The 22,524-nt window shown below is 63.7% G+C and carries 17 protein-coding genes; 9 read left to right on the top strand and 8 right to left on the bottom strand.

Annotation, left to right across the window (positions count from 1 at the left end):
* Position 1: 1 nt before the first annotated feature.
* A complete protein-coding gene (locus tag F4827_RS16855; RefSeq protein ID WP_183725102.1) occupies positions 2-3,175 on the top strand; it encodes an efflux RND transporter permease subunit in 3,174 nt (1,057 codons plus the stop codon).
* A gap of 4 nt (positions 3,176-3,179) precedes the next feature.
* Complete coding sequence (locus F4827_RS16860) at positions 3,180-4,643, top strand: efflux transporter outer membrane subunit (protein ID WP_183725104.1); 1,464 nt, start codon at positions 3,180-3,182, stop codon at positions 4,641-4,643.
* 78 nt (positions 4,644-4,721) lie between these two features.
* Here the strand turns inward: F4827_RS16860 and F4827_RS16865 are convergent, their stop codons facing one another.
* From F4827_RS16865 to F4827_RS16885, 5 genes are all read right to left on the bottom strand, one after another.
* The gene (locus F4827_RS16865) at positions 4,722-4,958 is read right to left on the bottom strand and encodes a hypothetical protein (RefSeq protein WP_183725107.1); all 237 of its coding nucleotides are present in this window, start codon (positions 4,956-4,958) and stop codon (positions 4,722-4,724) included.
* Between the two features lie 167 nt (positions 4,959-5,125).
* Positions 5,126-5,491 (bottom strand): hypothetical protein, encoded by a 366-nt coding sequence (locus F4827_RS16870; RefSeq protein WP_167058474.1) that lies wholly within the window; start codon positions 5,489-5,491, stop codon positions 5,126-5,128.
* Between the two features lie 198 nt (positions 5,492-5,689).
* On the bottom strand, positions 5,690-6,223 hold the full coding sequence (locus F4827_RS16875; RefSeq protein WP_183725109.1) for an ankyrin repeat domain-containing protein: 534 nt from the start codon (positions 6,221-6,223) through the stop codon (positions 5,690-5,692).
* Between the two features lie 177 nt (positions 6,224-6,400).
* Positions 6,401-7,792: a short-chain fatty acid transporter gene (locus F4827_RS16880; RefSeq protein ID WP_183725111.1), complete on the bottom strand. Its 1,392-nt coding sequence runs from the start codon at positions 7,790-7,792 to the stop codon at positions 6,401-6,403.
* Between the two features lie 600 nt (positions 7,793-8,392).
* Positions 8,393-9,094 (bottom strand): alpha/beta fold hydrolase, encoded by a 702-nt coding sequence (locus F4827_RS16885; protein ID WP_183725113.1) that lies wholly within the window; start codon positions 9,092-9,094, stop codon positions 8,393-8,395.
* Positions 9,095-9,364: 270 nt separating this feature from the next.
* Between F4827_RS16885 and hutC the strand changes: the two genes are divergently transcribed.
* The 6 genes from hutC (at position 9,365) to hutG (ending at position 16,175) form a co-directional block, all read left to right on the top strand.
* Positions 9,365-10,114: a histidine utilization repressor gene (gene hutC, locus F4827_RS16890; RefSeq protein ID WP_183725115.1), complete on the top strand. Its 750-nt coding sequence runs from the start codon at positions 9,365-9,367 to the stop codon at positions 10,112-10,114.
* A gap of 244 nt (positions 10,115-10,358) precedes the next feature.
* Complete coding sequence (hutU, locus tag F4827_RS16895) at positions 10,359-12,047, top strand: urocanate hydratase (protein WP_183725117.1); 1,689 nt, start codon at positions 10,359-10,361, stop codon at positions 12,045-12,047.
* Positions 12,044-12,706, top strand: coding sequence for a HutD family protein (locus F4827_RS16900; RefSeq protein WP_183725119.1), 663 nt, complete (start codon positions 12,044-12,046; stop codon positions 12,704-12,706). Before hutU ends, F4827_RS16900 begins: the two co-directional genes overlap by 4 nt.
* A complete protein-coding gene (gene hutI / locus F4827_RS16905; RefSeq protein WP_183725121.1) occupies positions 12,703-13,926 on the top strand; it encodes an imidazolonepropionase in 1,224 nt (407 codons plus the stop codon). The genes F4827_RS16900 and hutI overlap by 4 nt, the downstream gene beginning before the upstream one ends.
* A gap of 14 nt (positions 13,927-13,940) precedes the next feature.
* Complete coding sequence (locus tag F4827_RS16910) at positions 13,941-15,341, top strand: formimidoylglutamate deiminase (protein ID WP_183725123.1); 1,401 nt, start codon at positions 13,941-13,943, stop codon at positions 15,339-15,341.
* A 27-nt stretch (positions 15,342-15,368) separates the two neighbouring features.
* A complete protein-coding gene (gene hutG / locus F4827_RS16915; protein WP_183725125.1) occupies positions 15,369-16,175 on the top strand; it encodes an N-formylglutamate deformylase in 807 nt (268 codons plus the stop codon).
* Between the two features lie 64 nt (positions 16,176-16,239).
* On the opposite strand, the gene F4827_RS16920 is transcribed toward hutG, so the two are convergent.
* From F4827_RS16920 to F4827_RS16930, 3 genes are all read right to left on the bottom strand, one after another.
* Positions 16,240-17,259 carry a porin gene (locus F4827_RS16920; RefSeq protein ID WP_183725127.1) on the bottom strand — a complete coding sequence of 340 codons (1,020 nt, stop codon included), beginning with the start codon at positions 17,257-17,259 and terminating at the stop codon, positions 16,240-16,242.
* Positions 17,260-17,396: 137 nt separating this feature from the next.
* Positions 17,397-18,782: a cytosine permease gene (locus F4827_RS16925; protein ID WP_183725317.1), complete on the bottom strand. Its 1,386-nt coding sequence runs from the start codon at positions 18,780-18,782 to the stop codon at positions 17,397-17,399.
* Positions 18,783-19,017: 235 nt separating this feature from the next.
* A complete protein-coding gene (locus F4827_RS16930) occupies positions 19,018-20,607 on the bottom strand; it encodes a phospholipase D family protein (protein ID WP_183725129.1) in 1,590 nt (529 codons plus the stop codon).
* Positions 20,608-20,760: 153 nt separating this feature from the next.
* Here F4827_RS16930 and F4827_RS16935 point away from each other — a divergent pair, with 153 nt between their 5' ends.
* Complete coding sequence (locus F4827_RS16935; protein ID WP_183725131.1) at positions 20,761-22,398, top strand: gamma-glutamyltransferase family protein; 1,638 nt, start codon at positions 20,761-20,763, stop codon at positions 22,396-22,398.
* The last annotated feature ends 126 nt before the right edge of the window (positions 22,399-22,524 follow it).

Consider the following 22,524-nt stretch of genomic DNA (forward strand, 5'->3'; position numbering starts at 1 on the left):
GATGAAGTTCTCCCACTTCTTTATCGACCGGCCGATCTTCGCGTCGGTGCTGTCGATCATCCTGGTAGTCGCGGGCTTCGTGTCCCTGCTCAACCTGCCGATCGCGCAGTTTCCCGACATCTCGCCGCCGCAGATCACGGTGAGCGCAACCTACCCGGGCGCGAGCGCGGATATCGTCGCGCAGAACGTGGCCGCGCCCATCGAGCAACAGGTCAACGGCGCGGACAACATGATGTACATGAGTTCGTCGAGTTCCTCGACGGGCAACATGACTTTGACCGTGTATTTCAACATCGGCACGGACCCGGCGCTGGCACAGGTGGACGTGCAGAATCGCGTGAACCTGGCGCTGCCCACGCTGCCCGACGCCGTCACGGCGCAGGGCGTATCGGTGCAAAAGCGCTCGTCGGCGTTCATGATGGTGATCGCGATCTATTCGCCCGATAACGCCTACGACCAGTCGTACGTGGCGAATTACGCAAACGTCTATGTGCTCGACGCGCTCAAGCGCATTCCGGGCGCCAACCAGGCGACGATCTTCGGTTCCGCCGATTACGCGATGCGTGTCTGGCTCAAGCCCGATCGCATGGCGAAACTCGGCATCACGGTCGCAGACGTGCAGAACGCCATCAGTGCGCAGAACCAGCAGTTCTCGGCCGGGCGATTAGGGCAGTCGCCAACCGATACGCCTGTGCAGCAGACTTTCCCGGTGGCCACCAAAGGGCGGCTAACGGAGCCGTCGCAATTCGACGACATCATCCTGCGTGCGGCGTCGGGCGACGCCGCCATCGTGCGCATCAAGGATATCGGCCATACGGAACTGGGCGCGAAGGATTATTCGCTGCGCGGCCGCTATAACGGCAAGACGGCCACGCTGATCGCGGTCTATCAGCAGCCGGGCGCGAACGCGCTGCAGGTGGCCAAACAGGTTCACCAGACTCTTGAGCAACTGTCGAAGAACTTCCCGCCGGGGCTCAAGTACGAGGTTGCGCTCGATACCACTGAGTTCGTGCGCGAGTCCATCGGCGAAGTGGTTCATACGCTGCGTGACGCGATCATCCTCGTGATTATCGTGGTGTACATCTTCCTGCAGAGCTTCCGGGCGACGCTGGTGCCGATTCTCGCGGTGCCGGTGTCGATCATCGGCGCGTTCATCGGCATGGAAGCGTTCGGCTTCTCGATCAACATGCTGACGCTGTTTGGCATGGTGCTGGCGATTGGCATCGTGGTCGACGATGCGATCGTCGTGATCGAAAACGTCGAACGGAACATGACCGAGTTCAAGCTGCCGCCGCGCGAGGCCGCCAAGCGCGCGATGGACGAAGTGAGCGGGCCGGTGGTCGCGATCGTGCTCGTGCTGCTTGCGGTGTTTATTCCGGTGGCGTTTCTTTCGGGCATCACGGGGCAGCTCTACAAGCAGTTCGCCGTGACGATTGCGGTGTCGGTGGTGCTCTCGGGTCTGTGCGCGCTGACCCTCTCGCCCGCGCTTGCCGCCATCCTGCTGAAACCGGGCGAGCAGAAGAAGAACCGCTTTTTCCGCTGGTTCAACGAGAAGTTCGAGAATCTCACCAGCGGCTACGCAAGCTGGGTGCAGACCGCGATCCGCCGTGTGGCGCTGTCGATCGGCCTGATCGTCGTGATGATCGTGGCGACGGGCGGCCTGTTCAAATCGATTCCTTCGTCGTTCCTGCCGGTGGAGGATCAGGGCTATCTGCTGGGCGCGGTCGTGATGCCCGACGCGGCCAGCCTCGACCGTACCGGCGACCTCTCGAAAAAAGCCGAAGACTGGTTCGCGAAGCAGCCCGCCGTGAGTTCGGTGGCGGCGCCTATCGGCTATAGCCTGATTGACTCGCAGTACAAGTCGAACGCGGGCACGCTCTTCATCACGCTCAAGGGTTTTGGCGAGCGTGGCAAGAATGGCTCGGCGCAGGATCTGATCCGCGAATCGCAGAAGTATTTCTCGACCTTCAAGGATGGGGCAGTCGTGGCGCTCAACCCGCCGTCGATTCCGGGTCTGGGCACGACAGGCGGCTTCGAGTTCTGGCTGCAGAGCACGGGCGAGGGCAACTATCAGCAACTGGAGCAGAAGGTTCGCGCGATGATTGCGAAGGCGCGTCAGAACCCGGCGCTGCGCAGCGTGAATTCAACGATCAATACCAGTTCGCGTCAGTTGCTGGTGGAAGTGGACCGCGAGCGTGCGGAAACCATGGGCGTGCCGGTTCAGGATGTCTATTCTGCACTGCAGACCATGTTCGGCTCGTCCTATGTCAGCCAGTTTCCGAAGGGCAGCCGGCTGTTTCAGGTGATCGTGCAGGCGGAGCCGCAGTACCGCACGCGTCCCGACGACATCCAGCAGCTCTACGTGCGCAACCGCACCGGCGACATGGTGCCGATCAAGGCCGTGGCGACGGTGCGTTTCGTGCCGGGCCCGGACATCGTCAACCGTTTCAATAACTTCCCGTCGGCCAAGATCACGGGCGACGCCGCGCCGGGCCATAGCTCGGGCGAAGCGATCGCGGCGATGGAGGAGATCGCGAAGGAGACGCTTGGCGACGGCTATAGCTATGAGTGGAGCGGTCAGGCCTACGAAGAGAAGAAGGCGGGTTCCACGGCCGCGCTGGTGTTCGCGTTCGCGCTGCTGATGGTGTTCCTGATTCTCGCGGCGCAGTACGAGAAGTGGTCGCTGCCTATCGGTGTGCTGCTGGCGGTGCCGTTCGCCATCTTCGGCGCGCTGATCGGTATTCTGATACGCGGGATGGAAGACGACGTGTACTTCCAGATCGGCTTGACGGTGCTGATCGCGCTCGCGGCAAAGAACGCCATTCTGATCTTCGAATTCGCGGTGGAAATGCGCGAGAAGGAAAACATGTCGCCGTACGACGCGGCCATTGCTGCGGCCAAGCTGCGTTTGCGGCCGATCATCATGACCTCGCTGGCGTTTATCCTGGGCTGCGTGCCGCTCGCGATTGCCAGTGGAGCGTCGGCGGCAAGCCGTCGCTCGCTGGGTACGGGCGTGATCTTCGGCATGCTGGGCGCCACGCTGATCGCACTGTTCTTTATTCCGATGTTCTTCTGGGGTCTTGAAACCTTGTCGTCCCGCAAGAAGCCGAAGGCCGAAACGCCTCTGAAGCCGCCCGCGGTTCCCCCTTCAGTGCCGCCGGCGCAGGAGGGTTGAGGATATGAACCCGACATTCAAGCGTGTTTCGCGTCATTGGTGGCGTCATACATGGCGTCCCACCGCCATCGCTGCGAGCGTGCTGTGTCTTGCGGCTTGCGCGGTCGGGCCGGACTATCACCGGCCCACGGTGGAGACGCCTTCGACCTATCGCTTTGCCTCGGCAAGCGGCGAGGTGGTCGATCCGTCCATCGACTGGTGGAAGCAGTTCAACGATCCCGTACTGAACGACCTGATCGAGAAGGCGCTCGCCCAGAACAAGGATCTGGGCATCGCGGCGGCGCGCGTCGAAGAGTATTACGGCAAGTATGTCGTCACGCGTGCGGGCCTGTTCCCGCAGGTGAGCGCGAACTTCGGCGGCTCGCGCAGCCGCGGCGTGCCCGCGCCAGGCTATCCACCGCTGGTGGGCAACCAGGTCCAGCTTCAGGGCGTGGCGTCGTGGGAACTCGATCTGTTCGGGCGGCTGCGCCGTTTGACCGAGGCCGCGCGCGCGAACTATCTCGGCACGCAGTCGGCGCAACAGGCTACCCGCATCGCGATCATCGCCAATGTGGCGACCAGTTATCTGCAACTGCGCGATCTCGACAATCAACTGACGATTGCGGGCGAGACGCTCAAGAGCCGCGCAGACTCGGTGAATCTGTTCGAGGAGCGCTTTGCGGGCGGTGTGGTGTCGCAACTGCAATTGAGCCAGGCGAAATCGGAGTACGAATCGGCGCAGGCGTCGGTGTTTTCAATCCAGCAACAGATCGCCCAGCAGGAAGACGCGATTTCGCTGCTGCTCGGCCAGAATCCGGGGCCGATTGCGCGCGGCAAACCGATCACGGCACTCACCGCGCCTGCTATTCCCGCAGGGTTGCCGTCCACGCTGCTGGAACGCCGCCCCGATATTCTTGAGGCGGAACAGACGCTGGTGGCGGCAAACGCATCGATTGGCGCTGCGCGTGCGCAGTATTTCCCGAATATCTCGATCACGGGGCTATTCGGGGCGGCCAGTACGGCGCTTTCGGGCCTCTGGACCGGCCCCGCACGCGTCTGGTCGTTCGCCGGATCGATCACGCAGCCGATTTTCGAGGGCGGTGCGATCGCGGGTTCCGTGCACGAGGCCGAGGCACAGCATCAGGAAGCGCTGCTGAGCTACCAGCAGACGATCCAGCAAGCCTTCGCCGATGTCGAGAACGCGCTCGTCGGCGTTGCGCGCACGCGCGATCAACTCGATGCCACCACTCGTCAGGTGGCGGCGCTCACGCAGTATTCGTCGCTTTCGCGCGATCTCTACGAGGGCGGCTACACGAGCTATCTGGAAGTACTGGATGCCGAGCGCAGTCTGTTCGCCGCGCAGATCCAGCAGTCGCAATTGCAGGATCAGCAGCTTGCGCAGATCGTCAATCTCTACAAGGCGCTGGGCTATGGATGGACGCCAGGGAGGGCCACGAGCGCCGATACCAAGGCCGCGCCGCAGTCATAGCAGTAAATCCTCCACGAACGCTTCGCGCCGTCGCACACCACGGCGCGAAGCGTTTTCACATTTCAAAACGCTGCGCGATCAAGGCGCTTCGGACACCAGATATCGCAGCGATTGCGGCGCGGGCCGCGCGACCTTGGCGATCTGCTGCGGCTTGTGATCGTTGCGCGAGATTTTTGGCATCGGCTTGCTGGCGCTCATGCCGTTCGCGACGGTGTGGCCTTGCGCCCACGCGGCGTTGCTGATCGACGTCGCGCACGCACAGAGCGCGACCGAGGCGAGCGTGGAAACGAACTGGGAAGGAATCTTCGAGGCCATGGAAACGCTCCTGCCGGTGCGCTGGCGGGGGCCGGCGCTGCGTTCCCGAGTATGGTCCGACGATAGCGCTGCCGCCTCCATCGTCTGATGGAGAAACGCGCGGCGGCTTCAGGCAGGTCCAAGTGGCAAACCGGTGGGCAAACCCGGCGCCAGTTCACGCGGTGGTGTCAATCGGCGGCGCGCCGATCGGCGAGCGCCAGTTCGCAATCCTTGAGCACCTGCAGAACCAGCTTGGCCTGATAGTTGAGATCGTCCGTGTCGAGGATTTCCTCGACGGCGTCGCGCGCCCATGTGGCGTCGACAAACCAGGCGTGCTGCTTGGCGATTTCCTGGGCGACGGCGGTGAGCCGCGCGATGGCGAGCCAGTCAGCTTCCCGTGCATGGCGGTCGAGCCACTTGTGCGCCGCCTGCACGTGGAAGGCCGCATTGGGCCAGGATTCGTTGAGATAGTACGCTCCGAGGCTCCCGCAGGTGAGCCAGCAGAGCAATTCCACGCGGTCGCGTGGACTCAGGTGGTGGCGTACATCACTCATGGCGACGCTCGCGAAGGTGACAGAGTTCGATTGACGGGCACGGGTGCGCTACGACTCCGGTAACCCAACAATATCACGGGTTACACAAGCTGTCAGAGCAAGTCATGTGCCGCATCGCGGGCTACAGGGATAGCGTCGCCTGGCTTCGGCTGGTATGCAAACCAGGACAGACACCAGGGAGGAGGGCGCGCGCGGGATTCAAAGCGTGCGGCCGCTCACATGCGCGAGCCGCGCGGCGGCGTCGGTGGCGCCCATGCCGTTGGCGACGTCGAACGCCGTGTTGCCCGCACCGTCCTGCGCGCGGGGGTTCGCGCCGCGCGAAAGCAGTTGATCGACGATATCGACGCGATTGAACATGGCCGCGATCATCAATGCGGTGCGGCCGTCGGGCGAGGCGCCTTCGACATCGGCGCCATTGTCGAGCAGCGCGCTGATCACTTCCGCATAACCCTTGAAGGCCGCGCCCGCGAGCGGCGTCTGGCCGTCGTCGTTGCGCAAATCGGGGTCCGCGCCGTGCTGGATCAGCGCGCGAACCGCATTGGCGTGACCGTGATAGCTCGCCAGCATCACAAGGCTATCGCCTTTTTCATTACGCAGATTGGGCGGCAGGCCCTGGTCGATCAACGAGGCCAGCGTGGCCGCTTCGCCGCGACGTGCGGTATCGAACACTTCGCGCGCGAAATCGATGAGGCGCGGGTCGAGATCGTCGCTGGGCGGCAGGTGTGCAGTCACGGCAGGCTCCTTTGCTTGGCGGCGTGGCGCGCGTTGTGGCGTGCACCCATTGTGGCGCAATTGCGCGGCGGCTGCGCGCTGGCGCGGGCGCGATGAAAAAGCGGCGCTGCGTGGCAAGGCACGCAGCGCCGCTTCGATCAACCGGACGGGCAGTCCATCCCGCCGATCAGATCGCGCTCAAGGCACGAGCCAGAGCGCCACCGCATAAATCACCAGCGATACCGCAAAGGTCACGGCGGTATAGCCCATCACGCGCTGGATGCGGATCCCCGCGATGGCGACGATCGGCACGGCCCAGAACGGCTGCAGCATGTTCGAGACGTTCTCGGCCATCGCCACGCCCATGGCGGTGCGCGGCACGGAAGCGTGCAGGCTCAGCGCGGCGGGCAGCACGAACGGCCCTTGCACGGCCCAGTGGCCGCCGGCGCTCGGCACCAGCAGCGTGATGATCAGCGAGCTTAGATAGCTCCAGATCGGCAGCGTGACGGGCGTAGCGATCGTTACGAAGGCCTTGGCGATCATCGAAGCGAGACTTGTGCCCTTCATGATGCCCATGATGCCGCCGTAGACAGGGTACTGGAGCAGCATCGAGCCGGTCTGGCGCGCGGCACGGCGGATCGCATTGGCATAGGCGATTGGCGTGCGCTGCAGCGCGAGACCGATCAGCAGGAAGATCAGGATCGTGGTGTTGATGTCGAGATCAAAGCCTTTTTCGCGCCATTCCATTGCCAGATAGCCTGCGCCCAGCACGATCAGCAGCAGCGTGCCGAGCATCGACTGTTCGAGCCGCGTGGCGAACGAAGGCGTGTCGCTCACGCGCGCATGCGGATCGTCGCTGGGCGCGTTGTCTGCGCTTTCTGCGCTCTGGTTGAAGGCCACGACGTCTTCGGCCTTCGGATGCATGCGGATGAAGATGAAGGTCATCACGACCACCACCAGCACCGTCGGTACGAACACGAACGGCGCGAACACCGTCTGCGCGAGCGGCACGACCTGGCCGGTGGCCTTTTCGACCAGATTCAACGCATTGCCGTGCGAAGCCTGCGACAGCGCGATCGAACTGGAAAGCCCGCTATTGCAGATCGACCACGCCGAATAGCTGCCCGCGACCAGCCACGCGAAATCCACCCTCACACGCTTTGCGATTTCACGCGAGAGCAGTGCGCCGACGATCAGGCCGAGCCCCCAGTTGAGCCACGCCGCAATCGCGACGACCGGAAACACCAGCAGCGCGGCGCGCGCCGGCGTCTGGGCATGGGCGGCCAGTGCGCGCAGGCCGCGTTGCACGATAGGCGCTTCGGCGATGGCGTAGCCGGTGGCGAGAATCAGGATCATCTGCAAAGCAAAGCCGAGGATGCCGAAGGTGCCGGTGTACCAGGCGTCCAGCAGTGTCGGCACATTCCCGTGCGGCGCAATGACGAGCGCAAGCACGGCGACGAAAGCGGTCAGGCAGATAGACAGGACGAAGGGATCGGGCATGACCCGTTCGAATACGTAGACGAGGGCGGCGACCACGCCGCGTCCCTTGGCGGATTGCGCTTGCGCGCGGGGAGTGTTGTCTCTTTTCATGCTGTTTTTGCTTACGCAGCGTGTGGCGGCTTGCTGCCGTCTGCAACTGCTTGCTGGCCGGTGCGGTCAGGATCGGCGTGCGTGTGCGGGTGGGCCCGTCCCCATGCGGCCATGCAGCCGAACTGGCAGATGGCGGGTTGAGCGCACTGGCAGTCGGTCTTCGCGCGTGGTGGTCGGGATGCCGTGCGGCGCTCCTCCATTGCACGAGGCGGTATGCCCCGGCGCAGCGGGTTTGTATGCGCCTCGCGCGGCAAGCTGAAAACAATGCGCGAAACGGCCAGGCCCGTTCTCATTGGTCTATGTTCGATATATGAACATGGTTTCGATTATCGAACCGGCCAATAGTCGCTTTATGCGATGCGAATGTCAAGCCGGGCGAGCGGCACGCGCGGCGCATGCAGCGAATTCACGTCAGATCGCCGTGAATTCGGGGTGAATTGAATGCTGATTGAAAGAAATGAGAGCGCTGGCAAGGCGCCGGGGGGGGCGTCAGTGGCGACGCGTTTCCGATCGGAAAGTGAGGCAGCGGTCCCGCGGCATGACGCGCGGGACCGTGAAAGGCGGAGAGAGGCGCGTGATCAGATGCGCACTGCGGTGTGCTCAGGCGCGGCGGTTTTCGTCCTTGCCGTCGTCTTCTTCGTCTTCCTCGGCCTCGTCCTCATCGTCGTAGTCGTCTTCATCCTCATAGGCGTTGCTGCCCAGCAGGAATTCGTCGACCAGAGGCGCGAGCACGCGCGCATGCACATTCGCGAGGTCGTGGCCGCCGCCATTGACCACGTCGAGCTCCGAATTCGGCAGCAATTCGAGCAGTCGCTCGCCCACGGCAAGCGGGCTGAACGGATCTTCGTCGCCCCACAGCAGCATGACCGGCTGCTGGATATAGGCGAGTTCGCCCGTGAGGTCTTCGCGCAGCGTGAGGAACCAGTCCGGCAATTGCGGGTTCTTCGCGGCGAAATCGGCGCGCCAGTCCTGCGCGCCCAGCGCCTCGGTATCGAGACCGCCCGAGGTCACGGCCAGCACGATGTGCGTGACCAGCGCCGTCTTGGCGAGCGCCGCGCGCAGCGCGATCACGCCGCCCATCGACTGGGCGATCAGCGCGGTCGGCTGGTCGATCTGCTGCACGATCTTGCGCACGAGGTCTTCGAAATGCTCGACCTCCGGGTCGGCGGGCACGCCGCCGAAGCCGGGATACGCCGCGAAGCGTCGGGTGGCCGGATGCGTGAGCTGGTCCGCGAGCGGTTGCCAGAACGCCGGGTCGCCCGAAGCGCCGGGCAGGAAGAGGAGTTGGGTGGGTGCGTGCAAGATGGTTCGCCAGGAGCGCGCAGATTCGCGGGGCGCAGCGCGGTATCGGCCGCTGCGCGGGACCTGCGCGGGGTTGTGGGACGGACTGTAGAACGGCTGGTGATACGGGTCGCGAAAAGCGTAGCGTTCGATCTTAGCATGCTGCCTGCGCGCTATCTCCGCGGCCTTGGCGCGCGGGGCGCCGCGTGGGGGACGGTACAATGTGCCGCGGCCAGCAGGCCGCTTCGTCGCAGCCTCGATGCGACGCCGCTTATTTCCCGATCGAAGACCATGCAAAAGAAGCCGGCCAAAGGTACGACAGGCACGTCCACCGCATCCACCGCGTCCACCGCGTCGTTACCTGCCTACGAACAGATCAAGCGCCACGTCCTTGCGCAAATCGAGAGCGGCGCGCTCAAGGCCGGCGACGTCGTGCCCTCCGAAACAGAGCTGGTCAAGGAATTCGGCGTGGCGCGCATGACCGTATCGCGCGCGCTGCGCGAACTGATGGCCGAGGGCGTGCTCAACCGCGTGCGCGGTTCGGGCACTTACGTCGCGCCGCGCCAGTACGAATCGACCGTCCTGCAGATCCGCAATATCGCCGATGAGATCGCCGCGCGCGGCCACCGCCACGCGGCTCGCGTGCTGGCGCTCGAAGCCAGCGACGATGCAAGCGCCATCGCCGCGCTCGAACTCGATGCCGGTCCCGTGTTCCATTCGCGCATCGTGCATAGCGAGGAGGGCGAGCCGATCCAGTACGAGGATCGCTACGTGAACCCCGAAGTGTTTCCCGATTATCTGGAACAGGATTTCACGCTCGAAACGCCCAATCACTACATGGTGCGTCTCGCGCCGATCCAGCGCGCGGAGTTCCGCATCTACGCGCAGAAACCGGATGCGCGCGTGCGCCAATATCTGGAAATGGAAATCGGCGAGCCGTGCCTGCTGCTGTTGCGGCGCACCTGGGTCGGGCGGCACGTGGCGACTTCCGTGCGCCTTTGGCATCCGGCTTCGCGCTTCCATCTGGCCGGCACGGTCTGATCTCCCGCCTCTGCATTTCCTTCTGCTTCTGTTGCCGCTTGTCTAGTCAATGAGCGCCGCCTCTGGCGCTCGATTCCCTTATTTTTTCGAAATTACCCCGCAAAACGCCAGGGTAACTACCTACGTTCGTTTTATTGAAACGAGTTGTATATACAACTTAACGGCGATAGACTAGCTCTCACGTTGCCGCGATCCCTAGCAGCCCGGTCGCGCCCGAACTTCCATCCCGAGACGAACGAACGCCATGAACCATCCCAACTTCACCGATCCCCGCCTCGACCCGTCCCGCACGATCCGCGCGCCGCGCGGCAGCGAGAAGGTCTGCAAGACCTGGCTGGCTGAAGCCGCCTACCGCATGATCCAGAACAATCTGGACCCGGAAGTGGCCGAGCATCCGCACGCACTGGTGGTTTATGGCGGCATCGGCCGCGCCGCGCGCAACTGGGAATGTTTCGACCAGATCCTCGCCTCGCTCAAGGAGCTGAACGAGGATGAGACGCTGCTGATCCAGTCGGGCAAGCCGGTGGGCGTGTTCCGCACGCATGCGGATGCGCCGCGCGTGCTGCTGGCGAATTCGAATCTCGTGCCTCACTGGGCCACGTGGGAACACTTCCACGAACTCGACCGCAAGGGCCTCATGATGTACGGCCAGATGACGGCGGGCAGCTGGATCTATATCGGCTCGCAGGGCATTGTTCAGGGCACCTACGAAACCTTCTTCTCGGTGGCCAACCAGCATTTCAACGGCGACCCCAAGGGCCGCTGGATTCTCACGGGCGGCCTGGGCGGCATGGGCGGCGCGCAGCCGCTGGCCGCGACCATGGCGGGCTTCTCGATGATCGCGGTCGAGTGCGACGAGTCGCGCATCGACTTCCGTCTGAAGACGCGCTACGTCGACCGTAAGGCGAAGACCATCGACGAGGCGCTGGCCATCGTCGAAGAAGCGAAGCAAACGGGCAAGCCGGTCTCGGTGGGGCTGCTCGGCAATGCAGCGGACGTGTTCGCGGAATTCGTCGCGCGTGGAATCACGCCGGATTGCGTGACCGACCAGACCAGCGCGCACGATCCGATCAATGGCTACCTGCCGCAAGGCTGGAGCGTCGAACAATGGCGCGAGGCGCAAAAGGTTGCGCCCGAAACCATCGTCAAGGCCGCGAAGCAGTCGATGGCGAACCAGGTGAAGGCGATGCTCACGCTGCAGGAGCGCGGCGCGGCCACGCTCGACTACGGCAACAACATCCGCCAGATGGCGCTGGAAATGGGGGTGGAAAACGCCTTCGATTTCCCGGGTTTCGTGCCGGCCTATATTCGCCCGCTGTTCTGCGAAGGCAAGGGGCCGTTCCGCTGGGTGGCGCTTTCGGGCGATCCTGAAGACATCTACAAGACCGATGCTAAGGTCAAGGAACTGATTCCGGACGATCCGCATCTGCACAACTGGCTCGACATGGCGCGTGAGCGCATTGCGTTCCAGGGTCTGCCGGCGCGTATCTGCTGGGTGGGCGTGAAGGATCGCTATCGTCTGGGCCAGGCGTTCAACGAAATGGTCAAGAACGGCGAGCTGAAGGCGCCGATCGTGATTGGCCGCGATCACCTGGACACGGGGTCGGTCGCCAGCCCCAACCGCGAAACCGAATCGATGAAGGACGGTTCGGACGCCGTGAGCGACTGGCCGCTGCTCAACGCGCTGCTCAACACGGCGGGCGGTGCATCGTGGGTCTCGCTGCATCATGGCGGCGGCGTGGGCATGGGCTTCTCGCAGCACTCGGGTGTGGTGATCGTCGCCGATGGCACGCAGGCCGCGCATGAGCGCCTGGGTCGCGTACTGCACAACGACCCGGCCACGGGCGTCATGCGCCACGCCGACGCCGGCTATGAACTCGCGCAGCAGACCGCGCGTGAAGCGGGCCTCAATCTGCCGATGCTGGGCCGATGAGCCGCACGCTCGCACAGCAAGCGCAAGACACCGCGCAGCTCACGCTGCTGCGTGGCGCTGACCTGGTGGCGTCGCCGTGGAAGAACGGCGGCGGCGTCACGCGCGAGATCGCGCTTGGGCCTGGCGCTGACGGCTCGCCTGAGGCATTCGCGTGGCGCGTGAGCGTCGCCGATGTCGCCCAGCCCGGGCCGTTTTCGCGTTTCGAAGGCGTGGCGCGCACCCTCGTGCTGCTCGAAGGGGCGGGCATGGTGCTCGATGAAGCTTGCGCACACGCACGTACGCACACGCTGGCAAAGGTGCTGGACGTCGCGCGTTTCGATGGCGAAGCGCCGATTTCCGCGCGGCTGATCGACGGTCCTACGCGCGACTTTAATCTGATGGTGCGTCGTGATGTTGCGCGCGCAACGTTCGAGATCTGGCGTGAAGGCGCGCGGCGCGACGTGGAAGCCGAAACCGTGCTGCTGTACTGCGCGGCTGGCGCTGCGAATGCGAGTGTGAACTTGAACGTGAATGTGAGCGTGAATGGCGGCGAACACGTTACGCTGGCGGTTGGCGACACCTTGCGCATCGACACGAAGGACACTGCACGCAGCGTGCGCATCGAGACAGAAGGCGAGGGCGCATTGCTCGCCATCGCTTTGGAGTCCATCAAGCCATGAACCAGACCGTCTGGCATCACCTGAATCTGTGCGCGCAGGGCGACCCGCGCGACACCCTCGAAAACGCAGCGATTGCCGTGCAAGACGGCACGATTGCCTGGATGGGCGCGGCTTCGGCGCTGCCGCCCCAATTCGCGCAATGGCCACGCGAAGACCTTCAGGGCGCGTGGGTGACGCCTGGCCTCGTCGACTGCCATACGCACCTCGTCTACGGTGGTCAGCGTGCAGATGAGTTCGCGCAGCGCCTGGCCGGCGTGAGCTATGAAGAGATCGCGCGCAATGGCGGCGGCATCGTCTCGACGGTACGCGCCACGCGCGCCGCGAGCGAGGCGTCGCTGTTCGCGCAATCGGCGGCGCGTCTCGAACCGCTACTCGCCGAAGGCGTGACAGCGGTCGAAATCAAGTCGGGCTACGGCCTCGAACTCGACGCGGAGCGCAAGATGCTGCGCGTCGCGCGCCAGTTGGGCGAGCGTTACGCGGTCACGGTGCGCACGACCTTCCTTGGCGCGCACGCCTTGCCGCCCGAATACGCGGGCCGCGCCGACGCCTATATCGACGAAGTCTGCGAACGCATGCTGCCCGCGCTGGCCGATGAAGGCCTCGTGGATGCGGTCGACGTATTCTGCGAGCGCATCGGCTTCTCGATTGCGCAGAGCGAGCGCGTATTCGAAGCCGCAGCGCGCCGTAATCTGCCGGTCAAGATGCACGCCGAGCAACTGTCGAATAGCGGCGGCGCGGCGCTCGCAGCGCGATACAACGCGCTGTCGTCCGATCACCTCGAATTTCTCGATGAAGCCGGCGTGGCCGCGATGAAGGAAGCGGGCAGCGTCGCCGTGCTGCTACCGGGCGCGTACTACTTCATCCGCGAAACGCAGCTGCCGCCGCTCGATCTGCTGCGCCGCTACGAAGTGCCGATTGCGATCTCGACCGACAGCAATCCGGGCACTTCGCCCGCCACCTCGCTGCTGCTCATGATGAACATGGCGACCACGCTGTTCCGCATGACGGTGCCCGAAGTGCTGCAAGGCGTCACGCAGCACGCGGCGCGCGCTTTCGGCGACGCGCAGAATCACGGTACGCTGGCCGTGGGCCGTCCCGCCGATTTCGCGGTGTGGCAGGTGCAGTCGCTCGCCGAACTCGCTTACTGGATTGGCCGCCCGCTTTGCACGCGCGTCGTGCGCGGCGGCAAGACCGTCTTCGATCGTCCCTTGACCGCATGAATCACGTCACGAACATGAATGCCACTTCCCGCGCGTTGTTCGCCGCGCAAGCCTGGTTGCCGCAAGGCTGGCGGCGCAACGTGCTGCTCGAATGGGACAGCGCGGGCACGCTGCTGCGTGTGCAGGCCGATCTCGAAGCCGCACCGGCAGGCGTTGCAAAAGCAGCGGGTCCAGTCATGCCAGGGATGCCTAATCTTCACTCGCACGCCTTCCAACGTGCGATGGCGGGGCTGACCGAATACCGTGCTAACCCCACCGACAGTTTCTGGAGCTGGCGCGACCTGATGTACCGTTTCGCCGCGCGCATCACGCCCGACGATCTGGGGGCGGTCGCGCGCTGGCTCTACGTGGAAATGCTCAAGGCGGGCTACACGTCGGTTTGCGAATTCCATTACGTGCATCACGCGCAAGATGGGCAGCGCTACGCCGATCCGGCGGAACTTGCGCAACGCGTTGTCGATGCCGCGAGCGAGACGGGTGTCGGCATGACGATGCTGCCGGTGCTCTATCAGTACAGCGGTTTCGGCGCGCGCGCCCCGCGCGACGACCAGCGCCGATTCATCAATACACCGGGGCAGTTGCTGGGCATCGTGGAAGGTTTGCGCGGCGCGCGGCCCGAGCATGGCGCATTGCGTTACGGCGTCGCGCCGCATTCGTTGCGGGCGGTGTCGCAGGCGTCCTTGCGCGAACTGGTGGGCGGGCTCGATGCGATGTCGCCGGGCGCGCCCGTGCATATCCATATCGCCGAACAAACCGCCGAAGTCGATGCCTGCATGGAGACAGAAGGCGCGCGGCCGGTGCAATGGCTGCTCGACCGTTTCGACGTCGATTCGCGCTGGTGCCTGGTTCACGCCACGCATGTCGATGATAAGGAAACCCAGGCATTGGCGCGCAGTGGCGCGGTGGCGGGCTTGTGTCTGACCACCGAAGCCAATCTGGGCGACGGCATCTTCCCGGCGCACGACTATCTCGCGGCCAATGGCGTATTTGGCGTGGGCTCGGACAGCCATATCGGCGTGGATTGGCGCGCGGAGTTGCGTCTGCTCGAATACGGCCAGCGTCTGCTGCGCCGCGAGCGCAACGTGCTGGCCGCGCCTGAGCAGCCCAATGTCGCGGACCGCCTGTTTGGCGCGGCGCTGGCGGGCGGTGCGCGCGCGACAGGCAGGCAGGTGGGCGCACTGGAAGCGGGCGCTCGCGCGGACTGGATCGTGCTCGATCCGCAGCATCCCGATCTGGCGGAAAAGACGCCGCAAAGCTGGCTCTCGTCGGTCGTGTTCTGCGAACATGGCGAAACGCCGGTGCTCGACGTCTACACGGGCGGCGAGAAAGTCGTGGAAGGGCGCCGCCATCGCGACGAAGCGCGTCTGTACGCGGACTATCGCGCGGCGCTCGCGCGCCTGCTGGCCGATGCCTGAATAACGAACGGACCAACGGACCGACTCATGACCGATCTCTACACCCTCGATCGCGGCGATGCACCGCTAGTTATTTCGATCCCGCATCTGGGCACGGCGATCCCCGAAGCGCTGCGCAGCCAGTACACCGACCTCGCGCTGACGCTCGCCGATACCGACTGGCATCTCGATCGCCTCTACGCCTTTGCGAAGTCGCTGGGCGCGACCATGCTGGGCGCGCGCGTTTCGCGCTATGTGATCGACCTGAACCGGCCACCCAACGACGAGAGCCTCTATCCGGGCCAGACCACGACGTCGTTGTGCCCAACGGAAACGTTTCGCGGCGAGCCGATTTATCGGCAAGGCTGTGAGCCCGATGCGGCGCAGCGTCAGGCCCGCGTCGAAGCGTACTGGCAACCGTATCACCAGACGCTGCGCGCCGAATTGCAGCGTCTGCGCAGCCGCCATGCGAATGTGCTGCTATGGGAAGCGCATTCCATCGCAAGCGTGCTGCCGCGGCTCTTCGACGACAAGCTGCCGGATCTGAATATCGGCACCCAGGAGGGCCGCACGACGCACGCAACGGTGCAGGCACGCGCCGAACAGGCCGCCGCCGATAGCGGCTATACGTGGGTCGCGAACGGGCGTTTCAAGGGCGGCTATATCACGCGCCACTTCGGCGCGCCGCAAGACGGCGTGCATGCCATTCAGCTTGAAATGTGCCAGTCGACCTATATGAACGAGCACGCGCCGTTCGACTACGCACCGGCGCTGGCGGAGCGCGTCGAGCCGGTATTGCGCAAGATGGTGGGCGGCGCGCTGGAAGCCATTCAGGCGCTCAATGCATCGGCCTGATCTTCCATCGTTAAGTTAATCCGAATGAAAGGGCTCTGGATAAATGATCCAGAGCCCTTTTCTTTTAGAAGCGGTGAACGATGCCAAGCTGCACGCCGCGCGCATTGGCGCCAGCACAAGCAAGCGGCAAGCCAGCGTTAGCTGCGCCCGCGAGTGTATAGGCCGCTTCGTTGCGGTTGCGCAGGAAGGACAACGCGCCGTAGAGATTCGTGGTTTTGGACAGATCGTATTCGTACATCAGGCCCAACTGGTCTGCGTTATTGCCTTGCGAAGTCCGGTCGCGCAGCATCGCGTAGCCGAATGCGAGCGTGTTGGTTGCGTTGAACTGATATTTGACCGAAAGCCCCGACGTATAGGCGTTGAGCGCTAGATCGGGCCACTTCATGTCAGAGTAGCCGCCGAATAGCGTGGCCTGGCCGATTGCGTACGAAACGCCGGCCATGAGCGTGCGATTGGTCGCGCTGCCGGCGCTGTCCTTGAGCCACTGTCCGGCCACGAATGCGTTGATAGGGCCGTGTTCATAGGTCAGGTCGAATTGCTGGCTGGAGCCTGCCGCGCGCAATCCGCCCGCATTGCCGAAGCCCAGATACACACCGGCCTGCAAGCCTGCGAATTCGGGTGTCACGTAAGACACGGTGTTGCTGGTGCGAATGGAGAACACCGTGAGGTTGTCCATGCCCGAAGCCTGGGTGACGCCGCCGAATGCATCCTGGCCGCCCTGGTCGTTGAACAGCGGTGAATTCTGCCTGCCCACGCGCACTTCGCCCCAATGGCCCGCAAGGCCGACCCACGCCTGACGGTCGAACAGGGAGCCGCTAGTGGCGAGCGTGCCGTCGGTCGGGTTGAATCCATTCTCAAGGACAAAGGAGAGCGTCTGGCCGCCGCCCAGATCTTCCTTGCCCTTCAGGCCGAAGCGGCTGCCCCATTGGCCGCTGGAACCCAGCGCAGCGGTGTATCCGTTACCGGTGTTGACGTATTGTGCGAATTCGTCGATCAGGCCATAGAACGTCACGCCGTCCTGGGCTTGGGCGCCCTGGGTGAGCAGCGCGAGAGCGGTGGCACTGAGGGATACGGTCTTTTTCATTATCAGTACAACTATTTATTGGAAAGAAAAGGATAAGCGCGCGAGTCGTCAGACTCGCGCGGGTGGCCAGCAAAGAGGGAACGGAAGGCGGCGCTTTCAGAAGCGCCCAGGCGTCAACCCAGACTTCAATCCAGACGTCAATCGCGCTCGACGGGCAGGATCAGGCGATCCGGCATGGTCTGCGGGGCGCGCCGCATGGTGACGTAGTAGATCACGCCGGGGACGATGAGGCCGAGAATCCAGGAGATATCGGTGCCGCCCAGCGCATCCACGAACGGACCCGTATAAAAGCTCGTGGAAATAAAGGGCATCTGCACGAGCACGCCAAGCACGTAGATCCCGATGGCCTTTGCATTCCAGCGGCCATAACGGCCATCAGGATCGGAAAGCGCGGGCACGTCATAGCGCGATTGCGTAAAGCAGTAGTAATCGACCAGATTGATCGCACTCCACGGCGTGAAAAACGCCAGCAGGAACAGGATGAAAGCGGTGAATTCCTTGAGGAAGGAATGACGGCCAGCCAGCGCCACGAGCGTCGACAATCCCACCATGCCGATGATGTAGATGAAACGGTGGCGCGTGGAGATCGCACGCCTGGCGCGAAACGCGCTTACGACCGTGGCCATCGACATGAAACTGCCGTAGGCGTTGAGCGTGGTGACAGTCAGTTTGCCGAATGCGATGCTGAAATAGAGCATGGCCGCGACCGCGCCGCTCGCCCCAAGACCGACGATATACGCCACTTCGTGATGGGCGAATTCGTGACCGGCGAGCGCGGCGGCGAATACGCCGAACACCATCGACGCCTGTGCGCCCAGTACCGAACCCAGACCCACCGCGAGAAAGGTTTTCGCGGGCGAGGTCGAGCGCGGCAGATAGCGCGAATAATCCGCTACATAAGGGCCAAATGCAATTTGCCATGAGGCCGAGAGCGACATGGAAAGCAGGAAACTCGCGATCGTGAAATGGCGGTTGGCGAGTAGCGCGCCGATGTCGTGATGCGCGAACAGCTGCGCAAACATATAGCAGAACGCCAGCACACCGATCACGCTGGCGATGCGGCCCACGAAGTGGATCGAGCGATAGCCGAGTATCGTCAACACGACGATCAGCGCGGCGAACAGGCAGATGCCGGTCGTATCGGAAACCGACAGCAACTGCGCGGTAGCCTGGCCCGCGAGCACGGTGCCGCTCGCCGAAAAGCCCACATACATGAGGCAGACCAGCGCGATGGGAATGGCCGCGCCATAGACGCCAAATTGCACCCGGCTGGAGATCATCTGCGGCAGGCCCAGTTGTGGGCCTTGCGCGCCGTGCAGCGCCATGACAGCGCCGCCAATAAGTTGTCCAATCAACAAGGCGACGAGCGACCAGAACACGTCGCCGCCCAGCACGACAGCGAGCGCGCCCGTGATGATCGCGGTGACCTGAAGATTGGCGGAGAGCCAGAGCGTGAACTGGCTAAAGAGGCTGCCGTGGCGTTCCGCATCGGGGATATAGTCGATCGAGCGGGATTCCAGCAGCTTGCGGCCTTCCGGCTCAAGCTTGACGAGGGATTCGGGAATGGCCACGTGCGGCTCCGGGAGGTAGGAATTGACATGGCGCCCATGCAGACGAGCGCTGAGATCCTTGGATCATGTTGTATAGACAACTTATGCGAAATAGGGGATTACCCGTGCGCACGACCATGTGCAGTCGCATTGTGCGCCGGGTTTCGCATCGGAAAAAATTGAATGTGGGCGATCCCGGAAGGAGCCGCTACAGCAGCCACTCGATAGGCAGAATCGAAAAGAACCAGACCGCCAGGCGTGTGCTCCAGCGCGAGTTCGGTTCGGTGTCGTAGCGCGTTGTGCCGTCGGCGGTTTGTCGGACCCAGTAGAGCGAGCCGTTCGAATCGAGCTTCGCCTGATAGGCGAGTTGCGGAACCTGGGTCCAGAATGCCGCTTCGATGCGGCCAGCCAGCACCGGGCTTTCGATCACGAGACCCAGTTCCGTATTCAGGTTGACCGAGCGCGGATCGAAATTGAGGGAGCCGACGAATACGCGCTGTCCGTCCACGGCGAAAGTTTTTGCGTGCAGACTCGATCCGGAACTGCCGAACACGCCCGGCGCCTGTTCCTTGCTCGCGCTTGCGCCCGCTGCGCGACGTAGTTCGAACAGTTCCACGCCGCCTTTGAGCAGCGCTTTGCGCCTGCGCGCGTAGCCCGAATGCACGGGCAGTACATCGGTCGCTTCGAGCGAGTTCGTCAACACGCGCACCGTGACGCTATTCGCGGCCAGTTGCGTGAAGTACTGCGTGCCGACTTCGCAAGGCACGAAATAAGGCGAAACCAGATCGAGTTCGCGCTTCGGTTCGCCGAGGATGTCGCGCAGCTGGTTGAGCACCAACGATTCCGGCGCGGCTTTGCCTTTCGCCTTCGCGGGGTCGTCGCTTACGAGGCGCGTCGAGGCCCATTCGAGCGTCAGTGTGCCGTCGAGCAGGCGGCGCACATCGGTCTTTTCTTGCAGTGCCGCAATGAATGCCGCCCCGGCGGGGTTGGTCTGTACCGCCTGCGCAGCGCGATCGAGCGCTTCGAGTTCCGAAGGTTGGGGCGCCGGCAGGATTTCATGCGCCGGCCATGCCGAAGCACTCGACCAGTAGCGGTCGAAATCGTGCGCCACGTCGCTCGCCGCGGGGCCGATGGCGAGCACATCGAGATCGGCGAACACGACACCGTCCGTGGCGCCAAAATACTCGTCGCCGATATTGCGGCCGCCCAGAATCGTCGCGATGCCGTCGGCGGTCAGCGACTTGTTGTGCATGCGCCGGTTAAGGCGCGAAAAATCAGTAAGGAATCCGATAAATTTAGCGCGACGCACGGCAAATGGATTGAACAGCCGCACCTGGATATTCGGATGCGCATCGAGTGCCGCGAGCGTGGCGTCGAGCGACGAGGGAATGCCGTTGTCGTCGAGCAGGAGCCGCACGCGTACGCCGCGGTCAGCGGCTTCGCGCAGTGCTTCGAGCAGCAGCGTGCCGGTGAGGTCGTTGCGCCAGATGTAGTACTGCACATCGAGCGTGCGCTGCGCCGTGCGGACGAGATCGACGCGCGCCGCGAAGGCTTCCAGCGGTTTGGCGAGGGGATCGATGCCGCTCAGGCCGGGATGCGCCGCGAGCTTGCCTTCGATGGCACGGGCTAGCGGCGTGGTTTGCGCCTCGGAGGCGCTGAGGGCGGTGGACGTCGTGCGAACGCCCGGAGCAGGGAGCTGGCAGGCCGTGAGCGTGAACGTGAGCGTTAGCGTCAGCGCGCAAAGCAGATCTCGCGTTGAGGTGCGCCTGGCAACCGGAGAAAAGGGCGATCTTTGCATGGAGCGTCCGCGCGAAGGTTGGCGTTAGCTTACGCGAATGCCCCTGGCGATTGCGCGAGCGTGCGCGCGTCGTTCGCCCCCGATGAAATACACTAGCTCTTTTGCGTGGGCCGTTCACCGCGCCGTGCACCGACTATTCCAACAGATACCGTCATGACACGATTCAACTGGAACAACCCCTATCCCACACCGCGTTTGCCGGTGTTTGCCCGTAACGTCGTCTCGACCTCCCATCCGCTCGCGGCCCAGGCGGGCTTGCGCATGCTCTGGCAAGGCGGCAATGCCGTCGATGCCGCCATCGCGGCGGCAGCGGCCATCACTGTGGTGGAGCCGGTTTCGTGCGGGCTGGGCGGCGACGCCTTCGCGCTGGTTTGGGATGGCGCGCGTTTGCACGGCCTGAACGCATCGGGCACCGCGCCGGCGGCCTGGAATCCCGACTATTTCCGTCGTCGCCACGGCGAGGAACACGGTCTGGCCAGACAGCCCAAACGCGGCTGGGACACGGTGACGGTGCCGGGCGTGATCGCCGGTTGGGAAGCGCTGCATGCGAAGTTCGGCTCGTTGCCGTTCGCGGATCTGATGGCGCCCGCGATCGACATCGCCGCGCGCGGTTATGCGGTGGCCAGCATCGTCGCGCGTAAATGGCAGGCTGCGGTGCCCGATCTGCACAATCAGCCCGGCTTTGCGCAAACCTTCATGCCGCATGGCCGCGCGCCCGAGGTGAGCGAGCACGTGCGCCTGCCGGGTCATGCCGCCACCCTGCAGCGGCTCGCCGAACTCGGCCCGCGTGCCTTTTACGAAGGCGAAATCGCGGAGCGCATCGCAGCGTTCGCGCGCGAGGGCGGCGCGGCGCTCACGCTCGACGATCTGCGCAACTATCGCGCGCAATGGGTCGAGCCGATTTCAAAGGAGTATCGCGGCTACCGGGTGCACGAGATTCCGCCCAACGGTCAGGGCATCGCCGCGCTCATCGCGCTTGGCATTCTGGAACAATTCGACATGGCGTCGCTGCCGTGCGATGGCATCGAATCGCAGCATCTGCAGATCGAGGCAATGAAGCTCGCCTTTGCCGATGTCTATCGTTATGTTTCCGATCCGAAATCGATGGAAGTGACGCCCGCGCAGATGCTCGACGACGCCTATCTGAAGTCGCGCGCCAGGCTGATCGACCCGAAGCGCGCCACGCAATTCGACTTCGGCATGCCGCACGCCGGCGGCACGATTTACCTCTCGGCCGCCGACGAGCGCGGCATGATGGTGAGCTTCATCCAGTCGAACTATATGGGCTTCGGCTCGGGCGTGGTGGTGCCGGGCACGGGCATCGCCATGCAGAACCGTGGCTGCGGTTTTTCGATGGACCCTGGATCGCCGAATGTGGTCGAAGGCGGCAAGCGCCCGTTCCATACGATCATTCCCGCATTCCTCACGCAGCAGGTGAATGGCCGCGACGAAGCGGTAATGAGCTTTGGCGTGATGGGAGGCGATATGCAGCCGCAAGGGCATGTGCAAACGGTGGTGCGCATGCTCGATTACGGCCAGCAGCCACAGGCTGCCTGCGATGCGCCGCGCTGGAAGGTGAACCGCGATTTCACGCTCGATATCGAATCGACTTTCGATCCGGACACGGCACAGGCGCTTGAAGCGCGAGGCCATGAAATCAAGGGTATCGACGATCCGTACATGGACTTCGGCTCCGGCCAGTTTATCTGGAAACTCGATCGCGACGATCCCGAACGCGGATACGTTGCGGCCAGCGATACGCGACGCGACGGCCTGGCTGCGGGGTTCTGACGGGCAAGCTTCAGCATGTGATTTTTCCTGCACCTATACACTGAACGTATTGTAGAGCAGTGCTATATTTGCCGAGGTCGTTGCGATGCAGCAGCGAATAATGCTTACGTTTTGTCAGGTGGCGGA

Source organism: Paraburkholderia bannensis (genome assembly GCF_014200455.1).
GTDB lineage: Bacteria > Pseudomonadota > Gammaproteobacteria > Burkholderiales > Burkholderiaceae > Paraburkholderia > Paraburkholderia bannensis_A.